Below are 18,520 nucleotides of genomic sequence, written 5' to 3'. Positions count from 1 at the left end.
AGGTCAGGACAACCTGGCCTGCCAGGTGGGGAGATATGGCAGCAACAAACACCGAAGACCCGAAAGTAAGGCTCGACAAGTGGCTCTGGGCCGCGCGCTTCTACAAAACCCGCGCGCTGGCAAAGGAAGCCATTGAGGGCGGCAAGGTGCACTACAACAGCCAGCGCACCAAGCCCGGCAAGATTGTGGAAACCGGCGCCAAGGTCTCCCTGCGCCTGGGCTGGCAGGAAAAAATTGTGGTGGTGGACGACATCAGTGACCGGCGCCGGGGCGCACCGGAAGCGCAGAAGCTGTACCACGAAACCGACGACAGCGTAAAAAAACGCGAAGACCTGGCCTGGCAGCGTAAGACCATGCAGGCCGCCCAGCTGCCACCGGCCCGGCGCCCGAGCAAGAAAGACCGCCGGGATATCCAGCGTTTCCGGGACCAGAACGGCCTTTAGAACCGGCTCGCCCAGCCTGGCTTCAGGCACTGCACCGCAACTTACATCCTTACAGGCATCACCAGTGAATCAACAGACAGTTTCAGGAGACATCATGGCTTCCCAGGATCAGTTCCAGCGTTTTATCTTCGAGCACAGCCAGGTGCGGGGAGCCTGGGTACAACTGGGCGACAGCTTCCGTGAAATCATCAACCAGGCCCCCTACCCGGATTCCGTACGCCAGCTGCTGGGCGAATCCCTGGTAGCCAGCGTATTAATGAGCAGCACCCTGAAGTTCGAGGGCACCCTGTCACTGCAGGCAGCCGGTGAAGGCGCCCTGCGCACCCTGATGGCCGAATGCAGCCACGACCGCAAGATCCGCGGCCTGGCCCGCTTTGACGAACAGGCCATGAGCGGCGAGACCCTGCACGAGCTGCTGGGCCAGAGCCGGATGGCGATTACCATTACCCCGGAAAAGGGCCAGCGCTACCAGGGCGTGGTCCCCCGAGAAGCAGACAACCTGGCCGGCTGCCTGGAAGAATACTTCGAGCGCTCCGAGCAGATTGCCACCAGCCTGTTCCTGTTTGCCGATGGCGATACCGCTGCCGGCCTGCTGCTGCAGCGCCTTCCCGGCCACACCGAGGAAGACGATGACCTGTGGAACCGGGTAAACCACCTGGCGCGCACCGTAGAAGCGGAAGAGCTGCTGAAACTGGACAGTGAAACCCTGCTGCACCGCCTGTTCCACGAAGAAACCGTGCGCCTGTACGAGCCGGAGCCGGTGGAGTTCCGCTGCAGCTGTTCCCGCGAACGCACCCTGGCGGCGCTCGAATCGATCGGCAAGGAAGAGTGCTACAGCATTCTCGACGAACAGGGCAGCATCGACATGGACTGCCAGTTCTGCCACGCAAACTATCGCTTCAATAGAAATGACATTGATCACCTTTTCACCGGTCATACGCTACACTGACAACTCTTTAACATTGCACGGAAGCCGCCAGTGGCGCGGCTTTCAGGGCAGTCGTTTTTTATCGGCGTCTCTGGCATAATAGCGCGCCTGAATTGACCCGATTGTTCAGAATTCCGCCAGTGTTCGGGGGCAAGGACTGGGCAATCACGAAGACATCCCGAGGGCGAGGTCGAAGTGAGCAACACTTATAGTGATCTGAGTACAGCAAGACTGGTTGAAGTAGCACTGGCACGGCAGGAAGGCCAGCTTGCGGCAAACGGTTCCCTGGTGGTTACCACCGGCGAGCGCACCGGCCGGTCTCCCATGGACCGTTTTATCGTTGAGGAGCCCAGCACCTCCGACGACATCCACTGGGGCCCGATCAACCGCCCGTTCGACGCCGACAAATTCGACGCCCTGTGGGACCGTGTTGAAGCCTACATCGCTGAAAAAGACCAGTTTGTCTCTCACGTACACGTTGGCTCTGACCCCGAGCACTACCTGCCGGTGAAAATGACCACCGAAACCGCCTGGCAGAACCTGTTCGGCCGTAACCTGTTCATCCGCCCGGACGCCTACAACCCGGCCGACAAGCAGGAATGGCAGATCCTCAACGCCGCCAACTTCGAATGCGTGCCCGAGCGTGACGGCACCAACTCCAACGGCTGCGTTATCCTCAACTTTGCCAAGCGCAAGGTCCTGCTGGCCGGTATGCACTACGCCGGTGAGATGAAGAAAGCCATGTTCTCGGTGCAGAACTTCCTGCTGCCGGAGAAAGACGTACTGCCGATGCACTGCTCCGCCAACGTGAGCGAAACCGGCGAAACCTGCCTGTTCTTCGGCCTGTCCGGCACCGGCAAGACCACCCTGTCTGCCGATCCGCACCGCTACCTGATTGGTGATGACGAGCACGGCTGGGGCCCCGGCACTGTCTTCAACATCGAAGGCGGTTGCTACGCCAAGTGCATCGACCTGAGCCAGAAGAACGAGCCGATCATCTGGGACGCCATCCGTTTCGGCGCCATCGTCGAGAACGTGATGATCGACCCGGAAACCCGCGAGCCGGATTACACCGACGTTTCCCTGACCGAAAACTCCCGCTGTGCCTACCCGCTGGAGCACGTCGAGAAGCGCGTGATCGAGAACCGTGCCGGTGAACCGTCGCACATCATCTTCCTGACCTGCGACATGACCGGCGTTCTGCCTCCGGTATCGGTACTGAGCCGCGAAGCCGCTGCATACCACTTCCTGAGTGGTTACACCGCGCTGGTGGGTTCCACCGAAATGGGCTCTTCCTCCAAGCTCAAGTCCACCTTCTCTACCTGCTTCGGCGCACCCTTCTTCCCGCGCCCGGCCGGCGTTTACGCCGAGCTGCTGATGAAGCGTATTGACGAGTTCGGCAGCAAGGTATTCCTGGTCAACACCGGCTGGACCGGCGGTCCTTACGGTGAAGGCAAGCGCTTCAGCATCCCGACCACCCGTGCCATCATCGCTGCCATCCAGAACGGCGACCTGGACGACGTGGAAACCGAGCACCTGGACGACCTGAACCTGGACGTGCCCAAGCACATCCGGGGTGTCGAGACCGAACTGCTGAACCCGCGCAACACCTGGACCAGCCCGGAGTACTACGACGGCAAGGCCCAGGAGCTGATTGGCCAGTTCGTAGAGAACTTCAAGAAGTTCGACGTGGCAGACACCATCGTCGAAGCCGGCCCGAAACTCGCCTGAGTGTCACCGGCCTGAAAAAAAAGCGCCCTGCGAAAGCACGGCGCTTTTTTTGTATCGGTGGTTTTTGAGCCAGGCCGCCGGAAGCGGCCTCCATGCTCAGTTCGCGTAGAACAGCAGCGGCACAAACGCCACCAGTACCAGCGAGATACCCATGGCAATCAGCGGCATGATGATGCGCTCATGGCGCTGGTAGAAAGTACCGCCTTCCTGCTGCGCCGCCAGCACTTCCGCTTCGCCCACCACCTGCCGGGTGAGTAGGTGGTTCAGGGCCACCGGCGGGCTCAGGTAACCCAGCTCGAACGCCACCAGGGTCACCATCCAGAAGTGCACCGGATGAATACCACTGGAGTAGGCAATGGTTGCCACCGTGGCGGTCACCAGGATCACGGCACCGAAGGCATCCATGATCATGCCCAGAATCACCAGGATCACCACCATCAGCAACATCGCAGACCAGGCACTGTCGAACGCCTGCGGGAAGGCTTCCATGATATGGGAGCGTTCGATCACCCCGCCAATACTCACGGACAGCCCCAGCAGCAACAACAAGGCACCGATTTCGGCGGTGGTGTCGTTGGTGGCTCCCCGAATGCTGGTTTCCAGGCCCTGATACTCCGTGTCGCCGGCCGTGTCGTCCTGCCGGCGTTTGCGACTGAAGTGCTCGTATACCAGGATGGCCAGCATGATCACCGGCAGCAGGCGTGGTGCGGAGAATTCATCCATCTTCACATCCAGCGCCAGGCGATAGAACAGCACCACGGCAATGATCACCAGCACATAGGGCACCAGCGGCCGCAAGGCCAGCACCGAGGCCGGCATGGCATCGGTCACCGGGGCCAGGTTGAACTGGCTCTGGCGGTTCACCGTAACCGCCACCAGGCTGAACATGGTCGCCGTCAGCACAAACACCCAGATGCCCCAGCCGAAGAGTTCGTCGGTGGTCACTTCCCGGTTCAGGTAGGCAATCACCACCACCAGCAGGCAGGGGCGCAGCACCACACCCAGGGAGCCGGACATCGCCGTGGCCGCCAGCGCCAGGTGGCGCCGGGCACCAGCCGCCCGCAGTTCGCTGTAGATCACCGCACCGGCGGCGATCACGAAAATGCCGGAGGCGCCGGTATAGGCCGTGGGCACTGCTGCCACCAGCACGGCAACGACGGCCAGCAGCTCCGGCGGCATGCGCCAGGGCCGGAACACGTTGAACACCAGTGTCGCCAGCCGGGTCTGCTTGAGCATCATGCCCACCCAAACGTACAACCCCACGTTCAGGAACATGTCGGCCAGCTCCATCATCTTGCCCAGGTAAATACCGATGCCCGAGGAGTGGCCAATCATCGCGAAATAAGTGCCGGAAATCAGGCACATCACTGTGTAGAGCGGTACCGACAGGAAGGCCTGGCCCAGGCTGCCGCCGGCGGACAGGCCATCCGGCACCCGGAACAGACGGTACAGGCTGGCCAGGGTGAGACAGCCGAAGCCGATGATCCAGAAGTTGTGCAGCAACAACTCCTCGCCCGACACTGCGGTACTGCTGGCCAGGGTGGATTGCCGGAAAATCAGGCTGGAACCCAGCAACATGGCATTGGCGATGGTTTGCAGGGTCAGGGAGACGGTGTAGTCAAGGCGGGTTTCCATGGCCCGCATGGCAATATGGTGGCGGGTCAGGGTTGCGGTGACGGCACAGAGCATCACCAGGATCACCAGTATGTAGCGCTGGGCACTGAGCCCGAAGGCAATCAGGTCGGCCACGAACAGCTCAACGGCGCGGTAGGCCTTTACCCCGGCAGTCAGCTGGCCCTGCAAGGACTCATAGCTGGCGTGGGCCGAGCGGCAATCCGCTACCGAACGCTCAATCGCCAGGCGCACATCGGCCGGGTCTTTTTCTACGGTGCCCAGCAGGGCGGCCATGGGATCATCCGCCGGAGCTTCCCTGGCCATTTCCTCGGCCACCGCGGCCTCGATATCCCGGTTGGCATCACACTCCGGCTTGGCCGGATCCATCCGGAGCTTGTAGTAGCCGCTCCAGAGCTGCTCCCCGCCCCGGAGCATCTGGTTGTGAATATCACTGCTGGTGGAGAACAGCACCACCGCCAGCAGCAACAGGCAAGCCGGCAAGGAGGAAAACCATTCCAGCCCGGTACGACGAAAACCACTCGGGGCCATAACTACCTACTCCGGGAATTGGGGGTTACAACAGATCATCCAGATCCATGGTTTCGGTCGGCGCCTGCTGGTCATCCCAGAAGCTGCCGAACTGCCCCATCGGGGTACGGTGGCCGGTATTTTCTACCCAGAGCCGGTCAGACATAGCCACCAGCATGTTGGTGGCCATGGCATCGACAAAGCGCCACTCTTCGTTGGCGTCGTCGTTTTTCAGGGACTCGGCGTGGTCACGGATAACCGCCTTCACCAGGGCTTCGTCACCCTTGTTGCCCGCGGCAATGGCCTGGAACACGTGGCCAAGGCGCACGCCGGCCTGCTTGCCCTGTTCGCTGGCAATGGCCAGTCGCTCCAGCGGAACTTCACCCTCGGGCCTGGTCCCGGGAATCATGGCCCAGACAGTTGCCCTCAGGCCCATGGGGGCACCCCACCACTTCTTGTTATCCAGGCACTGGGTAGCCCGCCCCACCACAGAGCCGATGTTGAAGGGCACGCCGATTGAAGAAGTAGCCTGGATCTGGGCATTCAGGGCCTGCAGTCCGGACAGCAAGCCGGCCATGTAGATGAATTCATCCATGTCATCGTCAAAATCCGGGCACTCGGTTTCTTCCGGGTTTCCATAGTAGGCGTTGTGGTGCTGCCAGGCCCGGTGATAGCGCTTGGCCGCGAGGGTATGGGCGCGCTTCTGGCGGATAAAGGCATCTTCAGCGGCGGTCCCATCCATGCCGTGCATGGCCGCAAGGCCCGCCAGCTCATGTTCCATGGCCTGCTCTTCGGCGCAGCTGCCGGACGACAGATACAGCATCACCGCCAGCTGGTCCGGCTCGCTGGTCACCCGGCCGAACGACATCAGCAGGGGCGCCGTGGCCTCGCTCATGGCACAGCCCATGGCCAGGTCTTCAGATTCCATCAGGTAGGGCACGGTATGGTTCCGGGAAAACCCCTGCATTACATCGCCGGTGGTCTTGTAAATCATATGGTTCACCACGCCACAGCCACTCAGGGCGACGCTGGCCGCAACCGCTGCAGCAAAGCCGCGCAGGCGTTTGCCACAGGCCAGGGAGGTCCGGAAGTTTTTCATAACATTCGTGTCCTTTTTTATTTTTTCGAACATATCGTTACACGCCGGGGTTTGCACATTGGCCCCGAAGCCACTATAGATTGCTTCAACCGCCGGCACGGTCGGCGGTCTGGAGCAAAAAACAACAAACAGAACCAAGAACAGGAGTTTTCGATGCGTAAACCTGAACTAGCTGCCGCGATTGCCGACCAGACCGGCCTTACCCGCGAAAAAGCCAGCGACGTTATCAGTGCCTTTACCAACCAGATTTCCGCCGCCACAGCCAAGGGTGATGACGTTACCCTGATCGGCTTCGGCACTTTCAATGTCCGCAAGCGGGAAGCCCGCACCGGCCGCAACCCGCAGACCGGAGCCAGCATTGAAATTCCGGCCAGCAAGACCGTTGGCTTCAAGGCCGGCAAAGCCCTGAAAGACGCCATCCGCTGACCGGCAAGGCCCGCAGCTATGCGGGCCTGTTACCTTCCCTGCCCTGGCTGATCAGGACGCACATTCCGAACGGGCACCGTCTACCCGGCACCGGATCGCCTTCATCAACTTGATCGCACGCTCGTCATACACTCCGTCTTCCAGCAGCGATAAGCGAACCTGGCGCAGCATCTTGTCGTACTCGGCTACGTCTTTTGCCGGCGGGTGCATCCATACGTTATCCGGAATACCGGACTCGGCTTCGGCGATGATCGCGTAGGCTTCATCCAGCCGCTTGATGGCCTGGTCCCGCACCATCTGGCCCGCTTCATCCGGGAACCGGTCCCGGTGGATGATCACCTGGAAGTTCATATACGCCAGCGCATACTTGAACACGCCACCCTTTTCACCCACGCCCTTGTACAGTTCCAGGGGCTGGTAAGCCACGGCCGGGGCATAGGCCAGGTCGACGCTGCCGTTATTGAATTTGCCGGCAAAGTTGGCGGAGTTAGAGCCCACCACGGAAGCACCTACGTGGCGCACCATGCGCACAGACGCGGAGTCATAGTCCAGGGTGGCGATTCGCTTGCCCTGCAGCTTCTCTACTGAATCGACGTTGCGGTCACGGGTGTGCAGGTAAATGGCACCACCGGGGAACACGCCGGCCACTTCGTAGGGACCATCCACCAGGAAGGGGCGCGCCTTGGGCTGGCTCAGGGTGTTGTACAGCAGGCGCATTTCCTCTTCGCCCGGCACGGCACCCATAGCTTCAAGGCTGCCGGTGAACTTGTTGAATTCCCGGGCGCGGGTGCCGGTGAGCAGCACGGCATCGCACTGGCCGGCCTTGAAATCCTCGGCCGCTACCTTTTCATCGGTGTAGGCGCGCAGGTCAAGCTTGATGCCCTGTTGCAGGGCAACCGGCTGAAACTCCTTGGTAATGGCAAACAGGGGGCCATTGGCACCCACCGGGTCAAACACACAGAAACTGCGTTCGATAATCTCGGACTGGGCATGGGCAAGGGCGGGAACAACAAGGCTGGCGCTCAGGGCAGCAGCCCCCACCACCCGGCGGGAAAGACTGGATAACTTCACGGGTTCACTCCTGATTATTATTCTCTGGCGCGCGCTGCAGTCAGGCAGCCGCAGCTCGTGTCCTGGGACAACCATAAGGGGTCACCCCATAGGATACGTTGGCTCGGGTGCCTGTTATCAAGGGTTTTTCAGCAACAGGAAGGATTCTGTGACAGTGTCGACAGAGGCCGGACAACCTCTGCCGCACTTTCAGGACAAGCGGGTCAGGCCGGGTCGGCCCAGGCTGTTCTACCGGCCACCAGCGTGAGCCGGACCCGGCCAGGCAATTCGCGGTCCAGTACCGGCGCGTGCCGGCCGGCGGAGACCAGGGTCTGCACTGACGGCTGCCAGGGCTGCTCCGGCGCGAACACGCACAGGTCTGCCGCCTCACCTTCCGCCAGCCGCGCGGTTCGACCCAGCACCGAGGCCGGGCCGGCGGTCAGTGCGTTCAGCAGCCGGGCGCGCTCCAGCTCGCCCCGAGCGACCAGTTCCAGGCCCAGCGACAGCACGCTTTCGATGCTGGACAATCCCGGTTCGGTAGCCGGCAGCGGTGCCTGCTTGGCAGCGCTGTCGTGGGGCTGGTGCTGGCTGACAATGGCATCAATCACGCCATCCCGAACACCGGCCACCAGCGCCTGCCGGTCGGCTTCGGAGCGCAGCGGCGGGCGCACGTGGAAACGGCTGTCAAAACCGGCCAGGGCCTCTTCAGTGAAACACAGCTGGTGCATGGCCACGTCGGCCGTGACCTGAATTCCGCGCTTGCGGGCATCCGCCAGCATTTGCACACTCCGGCCCGAGGACAGCTGGCTCAGGTGCAGTTTCACACCGGTTTCTTCCGCCAGCAGCAGCATTTCCATCACCGCCGCGGTTTCCGCCACTTCCGGAATACCCAGCAGACCCAGGCGGGTAGCCACCTGGCCATCGTGGGAATAACCGTCAGCCGCCAGGGCCTGGTTTTCCGGGCTGAACATCACGGTCAGGCCGAAGGTCTGGGCATAGGCCATGCAACGGCGCAGGATCCGGGCATTGCGCACACCCCGGGAACCGTTGCCCACCGCCACACAGCCGGCATTCTTCAGGCCCGCCATATCGCTCAGCATTTCACCGTCGAGGCCCCGGGTGATGGCGCCCACCGGCAATACCCGGACCGAGCCGCGCGAGTCTGCGCCTTCGCGGATCAGGTGGGTTACCGCACTGGAGTCGTTAACCGGCGAGGTTTCCGGCGAGGCACACACGGTGGTGAAGCCACCATGGGCCGCGGCCCGGGTTTCCGAGGCGATGTTGCCCTTCTGGCCGTTGCCCGGCTCCCTCAGGTTGCAGCACAGGTCAATAAAACCCGGCGCGATTACGCAGCCACTGGCATCAAACTCCTGGGCCGCGCTGGCGCTTACCGCAGCGCTGCCGAGGGCCTCGATCCTGCCATTGCGAACCAGCAGGCCGGGGTTGTCGGTTTCGGTGCCGGAACCGTCGAACAGGGTGCCACCGGTAATTTTCAGACTGTCATTGTGCTGGTGGCTCATGCCCGGGCTCCCTCGTGATCACTGTGTTTCTGCTGTCGTTCGGCCACCTGGCCGCCCATGGCCATGGACATCACCGCCATGCGGATGGCGATACCGTTGGTCACCTGGTTGAGGATGACCGATTGCGGGCCGTCGGCCACCGCTGATTCAATCTCGACGCCCCGGTTGATGGGCCCCGGGTGCATCACAATGCAGTCCGGCTTTGCCAGTGCAAGCTTGTCCTGGTTCAGTCCGTACAGCCGGTAGAACTCCCGCTCGCTGGGCAGCAGCGCCCCTTCCATACGTTCTTTCTGCAGCCGCAGCATGATCACCACGTCCAGGTCCTGCATGCCCCGGGCCATGTCGTATTCCACGGTGCAGCCCAGGTCTTCCACGTCTCTGGGCAGCAGGGTACCCGGTGCAATCACCCGCACTTCCCCGGCGCCCAGTACGTTCAGGGCACGGATCTGGGAACGGGCCACCCGGGAGTGCAGCACATCGCCAACGATGGCCACTTTCAGGCCTTCGAAGCTGCCCTTGTGCTGGCGAATGGTCAGCATGTCGAGCATGGCCTGGGTCGGATGGGCATGGCGGCCGTCGCCGGCGTTGATGATGGCCACGCCCGGGGTCACGCTTTCGGCAATAAAGTGCGGCGCGCCGCTCTGGGAATGGCGCACCACAAACATGTCGCTGGCCATGGCTTCCAGGTTGAGCAGGGTGTCAGACAGGGACTCGCCCTTGGAGGTGGCGGAGGTATTGATATCCAGGTTCAGCACGTCGGCGGACAACCGCTTGGCCGCCAGCTCGAAGGTGCTGCGGGTGCGGGTACTGGATTCGAAAAACAGGTTAACCACCGTGCGGCCCCGCAGCAGGGGTACTTTCTTGATCCGCCGCTCGCCTACTTCGATGAACGAGTCGGCGGTGTCGAGGATGTCCGTAAGCAGTTCGCGGCCCAGGCCATCCAGGGTGAGGAAATGCCGCAACTGACCGTCCCGGGTCAGCTGCAAGTGGTTCGGGGAGGGGTCGTTCGCGGTCATGGCTCGCCTGTTGTCTGGTGGGGAGTATTACTGCCCGGTTTCCTGGAATTCAATGCGCAGCGGATCAGGGCCGCGCAGTTTTACTCGCTGATGGGCGTCCAGCGCAAGTGCCTTGCCGGTGACATCCGGCTGTACCGGCAATTCCCGGGCGCCCAGGTCAATCAGTGTGGCCAGTATGATACTTGCCGGACGGCCGTAATCGAAGATCTCGTTCATGGCTGCCCGTATGGTTCGACCACTCATGATCACGTCATCAATCAGGATGATGTCGCGGCCTTCGGTATCGAAAGGCAGGCTGGAAGGCGCTACCCTGGGGTTCAGGCCAATGCGACTGAAATCGTCCCGGTAGAAGGAAATATCCAGCTCGCCGTAGGGCTCGGCCAGGCCCAGGCGCTTGCTCATCACATCCGCCAGCCACACGCCGCCGGTACGGATGCCGATCAGCGCCGGGTTGTCGACGCCACGCTCTGCCAGAATCCGGCGCAGGCCGGTTTCCAGTTCATCCAGCAGCTGGTTGATATCAAGCAATGCGGTCATTGATGCCTCGTCAGTCAGGTTTGCCGGTCTGCTCCCGGCACCAGGTTTCCAGAATCAGTACGGCGGCCCGGTCGTCCACCCCGTGGCGGCCGAAATCCCGGCTACCGCCGGCGGCCATCACATCGCCCTTGGCTTCGAAACTGGTCAGCCGCTCATCGACCATCTCTACCGGCACATGGTAGCGGCCGTGTAGGCGCTTGCCGAACTTGCGGGCCCGGGCACACATGTCGTTCTCGGTGTCGTCCATATTCAAAGGCAGGCCCACCACCACGATATCCGGCTGCCATTCCGCCAGCAGTTTCTCGACCTGCTGCCAGTCCGGAATGCCGTCACGGGCCGGGATCATGGCCAGCGGCTGGCCGGTGCCAAGCAGCTCCTGGCCGCTTGCTACACCAATGCGACGGGTGCCGAAGTCAAACGCCAGGATTCTGCGGTTACCGGTCTCAGGCATGGCCCACCGAATCGCTGAGCTGGTTCAGGTCTATGCCGATCAGTTTCAACACCGCCTCGTAACGTTTTTCCACCGGGGTGCGGAACAGGATGTCGGTGCTGGCCGGGCAGGTCAGCCAGGCATTGCTGCCCAGCTCTTCCTCCAGCTGGCCTTCACCCCAGCCGGAATAACCCAGCGCCACCAGAAACTCTTCCGGCCCTTCGTTGCGGCCGATGCCTTCCAGGATGTCCCGGGAGGTGGTCAGCAGTACGTCGTCCGTCACCGTGGCGGTGTTCTGCCAGTGCTGCCCGGGAGAGTGCAGTACAAAGCCTCGCTCCGGCTGCACCGGGCCACCGGTAAATACCGGCAGGTCCAGCTCGCCACCGTGCATATCGAGCTGTTCAAGGATTTCACCCAGGTGAATGCCCAAAGGCTGGTTGATCATCAACCCGAGCGCACCCTCGGAGGAATGCTCGCACAGGTAGATCACGCCCCCGTGAAAATTGGGATCGGCCAGCCACGGCGACGCCACCAGGAAATGGTGCCGCAAACTTGCCTTGGTTTCCGTGCCGGTTGTCATCCGGATGTCAGCCCCCGCCTCTGGAACGACCAGGTTCGTATGATTTCCAGTTCGTCGACCTGCTCGCGCATGTCTTCCGGGAAGGGCGCAAACGGCGCTGCCATGCGCACAATCCGGATGGCGGCATCATCGAGTACCGTGCTGCCGGACGACTGGAGAATCGCCACTTGCTTGATTGTGCCATCTTTGCGCAGAGAAACCAGCATCCTCAGGTCACCATACAGGCCGGAACGGCGCGCTTCGTTCGGATAGTTCATGTTGCCGACCCGGGTCACCTTGCTGACCCAGTTCTGCACGTACCAGGCGTTATCCGACTTGAGCGTGGACGCCGCCGTTACCCGCATGACCCTGGGGCGCCGGGCATAGGCCTGCTGCTGGGCGTCGAAGCGGGCTTCCAGGCTGGCAATTTCCAGGCTGCGCTCCATCAGGCTTTTGCGCTCGGCCCGGGGCAGCGGCTCCGGTTCTTCCCGGGTTTCCGGCTGCCGGACCTGCTGGCGGGCCTTGCTTTCGGTCTGCACCACGGCCCGCTCTTCCTGCGGATTGGGTTCTGCCGTGGTTGCCGGCTCCGGCTGGATTTCGGCCACCTCCGGCTGGCTGACCTCCGCCGGCTGCGGCGAGGTCATTTCCATGGCCTGCTCTTCAGTACCACTGCCCTTCTGGCTGGTCTGGGCCAGGAAATCGGCCTTCTCCGGCGCTTCCTCGTCGTCAAACTGCGACAGGGTGATTTCCATGGTCTGGGCAGAGCTGCGGGGCGGTTCCGGGGTGAAGGTAATGCCCAGCACAACGATGGCGTGAACCGCCAGCGCCATGAACAGGGTGAAGGAAAACCGGTCGAAATCGCTTACCTGAACTGCCATTACCTATCCTGATTCTGTGCCCGCATTACCGGTGCTGTTCAGCCCTGTTACAACCGGCGCTCCACGGCGTCCAGCAACATACCGGCAATATCGATGCCGAAGGCAGCATCCAGTTCCCGGATGCAGGTGGGGCTGGTTACGTTGATTTCGGTGAGGTAGTCGCCAATCACATCCAGGCCCACAAACATCAGGCCCTTGGCCTTGATAACCGGTGCCACCCGGGCACAGATTTCACGATCCCTGGCGGTCAGCTCACGGCCCTCACCCCGGCCACCGGCGGCCAGGTTGCCGCGATTCTCGCCTTGCGAAGGAATGCGCGCAAGGGCGTAGGGCACCGGCTCGCCGTCAATCAGCAGGATGCGCTTGTCACCGTCGGTGATTTCCGGAATGAATTTCTGGGCCATGGCCTGGTGCGCGCCATAGTTGGTCAGGGTTTCGATGATCACACCCAGGTTGGCGTCGTTCTCTTTGACGCGGAAAATCGAGCGACCACCCATGCCGTCTACCGGCTTCATGATGATGTCGCCGTGCTCGGCATAGAAATCCCGGAAACGCTGGGAGGAACGGGTCACGATCAGCGGCGGTGTCAGGTCTTCAAACTGGGTGGCAAACAGCTTCTCGTTGCAATCCCGCAACGTGGCGGCCGGATTGACCACCAGGGCACCCTGCTGTTCCGCCGCTTCCAGTATATAGGTGGCCATCAGGAACTCCCGATCGACCGGGGGATCCTTGCGCATCAGGATCACATCCAGGTCGCCCAGTGCCGTGTCTTCAGCGGCACCATAGCTGAACCAGTTTTCCGGATCGTTATGCACCGTCAGCTTGCGGGTATGGGCACGGGCCTGGCCACCGGCCAGGTACATATCCGGCAATTCCATGTACTCGATTTCCCAGCCCCGTTTCTGGGCCGCCAGCAACATGGCCAGTGAGCTGTCTTTCTTGAAATGGATATCCTCGATCGGATCCATCACGATCCCGAGCCGGATTGTCATAGAGTCTCCTGGAAAGTCGGTTGGGGAGCGGGAAGTTGCTCCGTCAAAAACACGAACCGGTATACAGAGCAAACCGGTGCAAGGTGCTATGCTGAAACCCTAGATGGTATTGTACCCGAGCCATAAATGCATCCGGATAAATCGCCACATCAATCCGTGACGCAGCGGGCAGAAGTACATTTGGTCACAAACTAATGCTTTTTATCCGGCCATCGATATTCTATAAATGTGCGGGGTTTATAGATCAACCTTAATGTTTGTGTTAAAACCCCGTTCGAAAATAACGACAGTCGCTAGAGCGCAAGGCAGTTGGACAATGGATGACAACTTCGAGAACTTGAAGATCATGGTGATCGACGACAGCAAAACCATTCGTCGCACCGCAGAAACCCTTCTGAAGAAAGTCGGTTGTGAGGTCATCACTGCCACTGACGGCTTTGACGCTCTGGCCAAGATTGCCGACTCCCAGCCGGACATCATCTTTGTTGACATCATGATGCCCCGCCTGGACGGCTACCAGACCTGCGCACTGATCAAGAACAATTCCTCTTTCAAGAAGACGCCGGTAATCATGCTTTCGAGCAAGGACGGCCTGTTCGACAAGGCTAAAGGCCGCATCGTAGGCTCCGACCAGTATCTGACCAAACCCTTCAGCAAGGATGAGCTGCTCAACACCATCCGCCAGTACATGCCGCAGACGGAACAGTAAAACCTGCTGAACCCCCAGAACCATCGAGGAAACCATGGCCCGCATTCTGATTGTTGACGATTCGCCAACCGAAGTTAAGAAAATCTCCACCATCCTGGAAAAGCACAAGCACGAAGTGCTGACCGCAGACAACGGCGCCGACGGCGTAGCCAAGGCCCGCGCGGAAACTCCGGACCTGGTGCTGATGGACGTGGTCATGCCCGGCCTGAACGGCTTCCAGGCGACACGCCAGCTGACCCGCGCACCGGAAACCGCATCTATTCCTGTTGTGATCGTAACCACCAAGGATCAGGAAACTGACCGGGTGTGGGGAACCCGCCAGGGTGCCAAGGGTTACCTGGTCAAGCCAGTTAACGAAGACGACCTGATCAAGACAATCAACAGCCTGATTGCCTGATCCCTGACTTTGGAGTTCGCATGTCCGCCCAGGCCGCCCCTTTTGCTGTTCTGACGGATATCGCCCGGCGCAGCCGTTCCATGGCGGCCGGCCTGCCGGAGCAGGAAGAAGCCGTTGAACTGTGGAACGGCATCGGCTTCATCCTGGCCGGCGAGCACTACGTTGCCCCGATGGGGGAAGTCACAGAAATCCTGCACGTGCCCCGGTTTACCCACATTCCGGGCGTACGCCCGTTCCTGCTGGGTGCCGCCAACGTCCGGGGCCGGTTACTGCCGCTGGTTGACCTTGCCAACTTCTTCGACATCCCCCGCTCTTCACGGAATGCCCGTGAACGGCGGGTGCTGGTGGTTGAGCAGGGCGATGTATTCAGCGGCCTGGTGGTCGACACCGTGCTGGGTATGCAGTATTTCGCAAAAGACAGTTTCAGGGCCAGCACCAGCGGTGTGCCCGAAAACGTTCAGCCGTTTGTGAACGGCGGCTACGAACGTAACGACGAAATCTGGAAAGTATTCTCTGCCGCCACCCTGGTGGAAGACGAACGCTTTCTTGATGTTGCACAGTGGTAAGGGTGATGGCACTGGCAGGCACATCACCCTGTCCATCTGAAGCCCGCTACACCAAAATTGCCATTTCCAGAAGAAAGAGGCCGGGAGCCAGAAAATGAAAAACAGAGCCGGAAGACTCAGTACCGGACAGGGCGGCAACAAACTCGTTGCCGGCCTGATCGCAGCGCTGATTGCACTTACCGTCCTGCTCGTTGTGGTGCTGTTCATCATCAACAAGGACAGCCAGAACGATCAGCAATACATTGCCAACACTGCAGAAATGCGGGTGCTGTCCCAGGAGATTGCGAAGAACGCGACCGAGGCTGCCGGTGGTACCGCCGAAGCGTTCGACCAGTTGCGTCGCTCCCGGGACGAGTTCCAGCAACTCTGGACCAGTGTTACCGAAGGCAATCCGGAAACCGGCCTTCCGGCCAGTGAACTGGCACAACAGAGCGGTGTACAGCAGCACTGGAACAGTGTTCGCGAAAACGCTGACAGCATCCTGTCTACCCGGGAAGCGGTACTGGGCCTGCACGAAGTAGCCCGCACCCTGAACGAAACCATCCCGCAGCTGCAGGTGGAATACGACGATATCGTTCAGATCCTGCTGGATAACGGCGCACCCGCCGAGCAGATCTCTCTGGCCCAGCGCCAGTCCCTGCTGGCCGAGCGTATTGTCCGCTCCGTTAACAACGTACTGTCCGGTGACGAAGACGCGGTTATCGCCGCCGACCGTTTCGGCCGCGACGCCAGCCTGTTCGGCCGGGTACTCGAAGGCCAGCTCAACGGTAACCCGGCCATGGGTATCAGCCGGGTAGCCGATGAAGACGCCATCTACGGCCTGGAAGCGGTTGACGAGCTGTTCGAATTCGTTTCCCAGAACGTTGACGCGATTCTTGAAGCCTCTCCCGACCTCTTCAAGGTTCGTACCGCTGCCAGCGACATCTTCCAGAACTCCGAAATCCTGCTGGCCGAGCTGTCGGTACTGGCTGACGGCTTTGGCTCCCAGTCCGGCTCCCGCCTGGTCAGCCCCACCCTGGCCTTCTTCATCCTGGCGGCCATGGTAGCGATTGTAGTGTTCATCGGCCTGGCCCTGTACCGCGATGCCCAGTCCCGACTGGCCACCACCCAGGAACAGAACGAGCAGAACCAGAACGCGATCCTGCGACTGCTGGACGAACTGGCCGACCTGGCCGATGGTGACCTGACCACCGAGGCCACGGTAACCGAGGACTTCACCGGTGCCATCGCCGACTCCATCAACTACGCGATCGACCAGATGCGCGGACTGGTGCAGGCCATCCGGGGTACTGCCGTACGGGTAGCCGGTGCGGCCCAGGAAACCCAGGCCACAGCCATGCACCTGGCGGATGCTTCCGAGCACCAGGCCCAGGAAATTGCCGGCGCCTCTGCCGCGGTTAACGAGATGGCGGTGTCCATCGACCAGGTATCTTCCAACGCTGCGGAATCCTCAGCGGTTGCGGAGCGGTCGGTTGCGATCGCGAAGAAAGGCGCGGAAGTGGTACAGAACACCATCCGCGGCATGGACAACATCCGGGAGCAGATCCAGGAGACCTCCAAGCGGATCAAGCGTCTGGGTGAATCCTCCCAGGAAATCGGTGACATCGTATCCCTGATCAACGACATCGCCGACCAGACCAACATCCTGTCCCTGAACGCGGCAATCCAGGCCTCCATGGCCGGTGACGCGGGCCGGGGCTTCGCGGTGGTTGCGGACGAAGTTCAGCGCCTTGCGGAACGTTCCTCTGCAGCAACCAAGCAGATTGAAGCGCTGGTTAAGACGATCCAGTCTGACACCAACGAAGCGGTTATCTCCATGGAACACACCACCGCCGAGGTGGTCCGTGGTGCCCGTCTGGCCCAGGACGCGGGTATCGCCCTCGAGGAAATCGAGAACGTATCCATGTCCCTGGCGGAGCTGATCCAGAACATCTCCAACGCGGCACGCCAGCAATCGTCCTCTGCGGCGCACATTTCCAACACGATGAACGTTATCCAGGAAATCACCTCGCAGACCTCCTCCGGTACCAACGCCACGGCGAAGTCTATCGGTAACCTGGCTGAAATGGCGTCCGAGCTGCGGTCCTCCGTTGCCGGCTTCACCCTGCCGGATGAAGACCAGGCCGACCAGGAACAAGAGCAGGACAACGATATCCCGGTGGTCAGCTGATCACCGGCCCGGGGCAGATAACGGTTTATGGCTCAGATGCATAACCAGCTGTCAGCCGCCGAAGGGATCTGGGCACTGCGCCGGCTTCCGGATATGGACCAGGCGCAGTTCAACCAGTGGCAGACCCTGCTGGAACACCGTACCGGTATGACCCTGACGGCCGACCGCCGCTCCTTCCTGGAAACCAACCTGGGAATCCGGATGCGGGAAATCGGCTGCAGCAGCTACCAGGCCTACTACGAGAAAATCGTATCCGGCCCGGATGCCATCAGGGAATGGGCCACACTGGTGGACCGCCTGACCGTGCAGGAAACCCGGTTTTTCCGGGATGCCGATGCCTTCCGGCTGGTGGCCGATTACGTACTGACCCGGCCCCGGGAGCAACTGAGAAAGCGTGCGCTGGAAGCCTGGAGTGTTGGCTGCTCCACCGGCGAAGAGCCCTACACCCTGGCGATGATTCTGAACGAATGCATGAACCAGCTGGCTCTGCAGCCCCTGTTCGGGGTAACCGGTTCGGACATCAGCCAGCCGGCCATCGAGAAGGCCAGGCTGGGCCAGTACAGCGCCCGCAAGTTGCTGGGTATGGATGAAGACCTGAAAGCCAGGTACTTCCGCCCTGCCGAAAGGAACACCGTAGAAATCGTGAACAGCATCCGTGAACGGGTGTGTTTTACCAGGCACAACGTAATGGATCTGGGCAAGGCACCCATGTACGGCATGAACATTATCTTCTGCCAGAACCTGCTGATTTATTTCCGCCGCTGGCGTCGGCGGGACATTGTGAAAAGGCTAGCAGAGCGTCTGGCACCGGGGGGCTTACTGGTGCTTGGCCAGGGTGAACTGACCGATTGGCAGCCACCGGGCCTGCAGAGGGTTCCCTCGGAACATGTACTGGCGTGGATCAAGCGCCAGCCCGACGAAGAATAA

Annotated in this window: 19 protein-coding genes; 9 read left to right on the top strand and 10 right to left on the bottom strand. The window is 61.1% G+C overall.

The window, feature by feature from the left end:
• The first annotated feature begins 35 nt into the window (after positions 1-35).
• The 3 genes from hslR (at position 36) to AC13DJ_RS12795 (ending at position 3,102) form a co-directional block, all read left to right on the top strand.
• Positions 36-443: a ribosome-associated heat shock protein Hsp15 gene (gene hslR / locus AC13DJ_RS12805; RefSeq protein WP_473802246.1), complete on the top strand. Its 408-nt coding sequence runs from the start codon at positions 36-38 to the stop codon at positions 441-443.
• A 94-nt stretch (positions 444-537) separates the two neighbouring features.
• Positions 538-1,392: an Hsp33 family molecular chaperone HslO gene (gene hslO / locus AC13DJ_RS12800; RefSeq protein ID WP_022990389.1), complete on the top strand. Its 855-nt coding sequence runs from the start codon at positions 538-540 to the stop codon at positions 1,390-1,392.
• Between the two features lie 174 nt (positions 1,393-1,566).
• Positions 1,567-3,102, top strand: a complete 1,536-nt coding sequence (locus AC13DJ_RS12795; protein ID WP_476129148.1) for a phosphoenolpyruvate carboxykinase — start codon at positions 1,567-1,569, stop codon at positions 3,100-3,102.
• Between the two features lie 96 nt (positions 3,103-3,198).
• On the opposite strand, the gene AC13DJ_RS12790 is transcribed toward AC13DJ_RS12795, so the two are convergent.
• Both AC13DJ_RS12790 and AC13DJ_RS12785 read right to left on the bottom strand, forming a co-directional pair.
• Positions 3,199-5,265, bottom strand: a complete 2,067-nt coding sequence (locus AC13DJ_RS12790; protein WP_288371731.1) for a TRAP transporter large permease subunit — start codon at positions 5,263-5,265, stop codon at positions 3,199-3,201.
• Positions 5,266-5,290: 25 nt separating this feature from the next.
• Positions 5,291-6,343, bottom strand: a complete 1,053-nt coding sequence (locus AC13DJ_RS12785; protein WP_476129146.1) for a hypothetical protein — start codon at positions 6,341-6,343, stop codon at positions 5,291-5,293.
• Between the two features lie 153 nt (positions 6,344-6,496).
• On the opposite strand from AC13DJ_RS12785, the gene AC13DJ_RS12780 reads away from it, so the two are divergent.
• Positions 6,497-6,769 carry an HU family DNA-binding protein gene (locus AC13DJ_RS12780; RefSeq protein WP_094624843.1) on the top strand — a complete coding sequence of 91 codons (273 nt, stop codon included), beginning with the start codon at positions 6,497-6,499 and terminating at the stop codon, positions 6,767-6,769.
• Between the two features lie 51 nt (positions 6,770-6,820).
• On the opposite strand, the gene AC13DJ_RS12775 is transcribed toward AC13DJ_RS12780, so the two are convergent.
• The 8 genes from AC13DJ_RS12775 to gshB all read right to left on the bottom strand — a co-directional run bounded on the left by AC13DJ_RS12775 (position 6,821) and on the right by gshB (position 13,751).
• Entirely contained in the window at positions 6,821-7,840 is a 1,020-nt protein-coding gene (locus tag AC13DJ_RS12775) for a putative solute-binding protein (RefSeq protein ID WP_482933271.1), read from the bottom strand.
• Positions 7,841-8,043: 203 nt separating this feature from the next.
• On the bottom strand, positions 8,044-9,339 hold the full coding sequence (locus AC13DJ_RS12770; RefSeq protein WP_482933270.1) for a dihydroorotase: 1,296 nt from the start codon (positions 9,337-9,339) through the stop codon (positions 8,044-8,046).
• Entirely contained in the window at positions 9,336-10,355 is a 1,020-nt protein-coding gene (locus AC13DJ_RS12765) for an aspartate carbamoyltransferase catalytic subunit (protein ID WP_022990368.1), read from the bottom strand. Before AC13DJ_RS12765 ends, AC13DJ_RS12770 begins: the two co-directional genes overlap by 4 nt.
• A gap of 27 nt (positions 10,356-10,382) precedes the next feature.
• Complete coding sequence (gene pyrR, locus AC13DJ_RS12760) at positions 10,383-10,892, bottom strand: bifunctional pyr operon transcriptional regulator/uracil phosphoribosyltransferase PyrR (RefSeq protein ID WP_289102630.1); 510 nt, start codon at positions 10,890-10,892, stop codon at positions 10,383-10,385.
• A 10-nt stretch (positions 10,893-10,902) separates the two neighbouring features.
• The gene (gene ruvX / locus AC13DJ_RS12755) at positions 10,903-11,343 is read right to left on the bottom strand and encodes a Holliday junction resolvase RuvX (RefSeq protein WP_022990366.1); all 441 of its coding nucleotides are present in this window, start codon (positions 11,341-11,343) and stop codon (positions 10,903-10,905) included.
• Positions 11,336-11,902 (bottom strand): YqgE/AlgH family protein, encoded by a 567-nt coding sequence (locus AC13DJ_RS12750; RefSeq protein ID WP_022990365.1) that lies wholly within the window; start codon positions 11,900-11,902, stop codon positions 11,336-11,338. Before AC13DJ_RS12750 ends, ruvX begins: the two co-directional genes overlap by 8 nt.
• A complete protein-coding gene (locus AC13DJ_RS12745; RefSeq protein WP_482933269.1) occupies positions 11,899-12,759 on the bottom strand; it encodes a TonB family protein in 861 nt (286 codons plus the stop codon). Before AC13DJ_RS12745 ends, AC13DJ_RS12750 begins: the two co-directional genes overlap by 4 nt.
• 47 nt (positions 12,760-12,806) lie before the next feature.
• Positions 12,807-13,751, bottom strand: a complete 945-nt coding sequence (gene gshB, locus AC13DJ_RS12740; RefSeq protein WP_476132063.1) for a glutathione synthase — start codon at positions 13,749-13,751, stop codon at positions 12,807-12,809.
• A 316-nt stretch (positions 13,752-14,067) separates the two neighbouring features.
• On the opposite strand from gshB, the gene pilG reads away from it, so the two are divergent.
• The 5 genes from pilG (at position 14,068) to AC13DJ_RS12715 (ending at position 18,520) form a co-directional block, all read left to right on the top strand.
• Positions 14,068-14,460 (top strand): twitching motility response regulator PilG, encoded by a 393-nt coding sequence (pilG, locus tag AC13DJ_RS12735; protein ID WP_482933268.1) that lies wholly within the window; start codon positions 14,068-14,070, stop codon positions 14,458-14,460.
• Between the two features lie 34 nt (positions 14,461-14,494).
• Positions 14,495-14,857 carry a twitching motility response regulator PilH gene (gene pilH / locus AC13DJ_RS12730; protein ID WP_011787171.1) on the top strand — a complete coding sequence of 121 codons (363 nt, stop codon included), beginning with the start codon at positions 14,495-14,497 and terminating at the stop codon, positions 14,855-14,857.
• A gap of 20 nt (positions 14,858-14,877) precedes the next feature.
• Positions 14,878-15,423 carry a chemotaxis protein CheW gene (locus AC13DJ_RS12725; protein ID WP_058342093.1) on the top strand — a complete coding sequence of 182 codons (546 nt, stop codon included), beginning with the start codon at positions 14,878-14,880 and terminating at the stop codon, positions 15,421-15,423.
• 94 nt (positions 15,424-15,517) lie between these two features.
• A complete protein-coding gene (locus AC13DJ_RS12720; protein ID WP_199456154.1) occupies positions 15,518-17,593 on the top strand; it encodes a methyl-accepting chemotaxis protein in 2,076 nt (691 codons plus the stop codon).
• A gap of 27 nt (positions 17,594-17,620) precedes the next feature.
• Positions 17,621-18,520: a CheR family methyltransferase gene (locus AC13DJ_RS12715; RefSeq protein ID WP_482933267.1), complete on the top strand. Its 900-nt coding sequence runs from the start codon at positions 17,621-17,623 to the stop codon at positions 18,518-18,520.

This window comes from Marinobacter sp. L-46 (assembly GCF_056859535.1).
This window is presented reverse-complemented; position numbering and strand designations above follow the sequence as displayed.